Origin of the sequence: Halobacillus sp. BBL2006 (genome assembly GCF_000786645.1) — a bacterium.
Taxonomy (GTDB): domain Bacteria; phylum Bacillota; class Bacilli; order Bacillales; family Halobacillaceae; genus Halobacillus.
The window spans coordinates 1-2,014 of record NZ_JRNX01000243.1 but is presented as its reverse complement, the minus strand read 5'-3'; the positions used below and the strand labels follow the sequence as shown (position 1 = coordinate 2,014).

The 2,014-nt window shown below is 40.2% G+C and carries 4 protein-coding genes; 2 read left to right on the top strand and 2 right to left on the bottom strand.

Going from position 1 to position 2,014, the window contains the following annotated elements; genetic code table 11:
* Nucleotides 1-81 precede the first annotated feature (81 nt).
* Both LD39_RS08140 and LD39_RS08135 read left to right on the top strand, forming a co-directional pair.
* The gene (locus tag LD39_RS08140) at nucleotides 82-318 is read left to right on the top strand and encodes a DUF2188 domain-containing protein (RefSeq protein ID WP_035545032.1); all 237 of its coding nucleotides are present in this window, start codon (nucleotides 82-84) and stop codon (nucleotides 316-318) included.
* Between the two features lie 171 nt (nucleotides 319-489).
* The gene (locus LD39_RS08135; protein WP_035545030.1) at nucleotides 490-684 is read left to right on the top strand and encodes a YwbE family protein; all 195 of its coding nucleotides are present in this window, start codon (nucleotides 490-492) and stop codon (nucleotides 682-684) included.
* Nucleotides 685-709: 25 nt separating this feature from the next.
* Here LD39_RS08135 and LD39_RS08130 read toward each other — a convergent pair whose 3' ends face one another.
* Both LD39_RS08130 and LD39_RS08125 read right to left on the bottom strand, forming a co-directional pair.
* Nucleotides 710-1,003 carry a sensor histidine kinase KdpD gene (locus tag LD39_RS08130; protein ID WP_255349879.1) on the bottom strand — a complete coding sequence of 98 codons (294 nt, stop codon included), beginning with the start codon at nucleotides 1,001-1,003 and terminating at the stop codon, nucleotides 710-712.
* Between the two features lie 182 nt (nucleotides 1,004-1,185).
* Nucleotides 1,186-1,581, bottom strand: coding sequence for a hypothetical protein (locus tag LD39_RS08125; protein ID WP_035545024.1), 396 nt, complete (start codon nucleotides 1,579-1,581; stop codon nucleotides 1,186-1,188).
* Nucleotides 1,582-2,014 lie beyond the last annotated feature (433 nt).

Here is a 2,014-nt window from a genome sequence, read left to right as displayed (position 1 = left end):
AATAATTAAAAAACAATGGTTACATTATTTGTAAGACGGTTATATACCAACTATACAAATAATCATAGGAGGGAAAGTAAAATGGCAGAATCTAGAAATAAAGCCGAGCACGTTGTATCTCATGAAGATGGATGGGCAGTGAAGGCAGAAGGTGCAGAGCAACCGACGAAAGTCTACGAAAATAAACAGGATGCGATTGACCGTGCGAAGGAAATCGCTGAGAACAAAGGGACTTCTGCTGTTATCCATAAGAAAGACGGTACCATTCAAAACCAATTCTCTTATAGCAGCAGTAACGGAAACAATAGTAACAGTTAAGGAAAAAGCGGAGAAAACCGCAGCGAATCGACTAATAAAGAATACGGCCGTCAAGGCAAATATGCAAAAGGCAGCAAGAATTAATGGATTGAGAAAAAGCACCCAGTAGAGGGTGCTTTTTCTATGTTCAGGTATGTTATGATGAGAATCGGAAAGTAAGGAGGACGAACGATGGATGGACAGAAACGAAAAGACATAGCGCCCGGTCTTGAAGTAGATATTGTATTAAAAAAAGACCAACGGACAGGAAAACTGACGAACGGAGTCGTGAAGGACATCTTGACGAAATCCCCGTCACATCCCCATGGGATCAAAGTACGCTTAGAAGACGGCCAAGTGGGCCGTGTAAAGAATGTTCATAAGTAGAAGATGACCTGACAGACGATGTTTGTCAGGCTTTTTCATAGGTGAGTCTCATTGTGAAAGATGTTCCTTGTGATGATGTTTTTTCTAAAAATAACTCTCCTCCAAGAGTTTGTGCCAGCATCTGGCTAAAAGGTAATCCAAGTCCTAAACCCCGGACTTTTAATGTCTTATTTTTTCCGCGGTAAAACCGCTCGAAAATTAGTTCTTGCTCTTCTTCCATGATGCCTGAGCCCTGATCTTTGATCTGAATGTCTACAAATTTTTTTGCTCTTTTACGATTAATTCGATCGAACCTTCTGAGTCGACCATTGTATGTCAAGAAAATGTTAAAGCAATCTTTTTTATTTCAATTTCTAATAGAGTGGAACCACTCACCAATCATGGTTGAAGAACATATACCTTCTCCTGTTTCCTTATGAATATTCCATTCCGCAATTTTATAAATTAAACCCCCGTACTCCTTTTGTTGGAATACGGGGGTTTAGACTCTAAACCATAGAATTATTGTTCTCTTTCGTTAACAAAATGGTGATAGGGCATTTCGATGGTGAAGAAAGCACCATCCTCATCATCGTTAACATCAACGACTGTGTATTCTTGACCGAAGATTTGCTCCATTGCATAATCTCCATTGTCGAACGGCTCACGGTCAATGGAAAAACCTGTGGCTAATAGGGTGTGCCGGTTCTCCTCTGTGAAGTCGCTGATTTCTTCTAATTTGACCATTGGCCTGATGATGGTTGTATCGTAGGGATCTTTTATATGATCATAACTGACTTCCAGCTGGACAAGTTCTTTTGCGTCGCCGAGCATCTCCGTAACGTATTCTTTAAGCTCGGATAGGTCCATTAAGAACCGGACATCTTCTGGTTCAATACGATCTAAGTAACGTGACATAGCTTGGGTCCTCCTTCATGGCTTCTATGACTTATATTACCATGGAGCGGAGAAGGTAAACGTCTTTCCATTGGAAAAAGCGAGTCAGACCGTCGTCCGACTCGCTTTTGTTATATTTCGGAAAATATGAAGTTCTCTACTTGTTACTTTTACATACAAGCATCGGATGTCATGTAATTCACCCACTTGCCGCGGTTAAAAATTCTACATGGTAGTTTTTTGTTCAACTTAAACGACGCAATCCCTACCTCTATTGCATCCTTACAGCTCCGAAGCTGATCCAGTGTGATTAAGTTGTATCAAAACATAGCAGAATGCCAGTCTCATACAAATCACTCTTTTCTTATTAGTTATTCATATTCCGAGTTACCTTTATAGCGAAGGCACTAATCAATTATTATAGTATAGGCTCTTGCTATTGTCAACTACATGT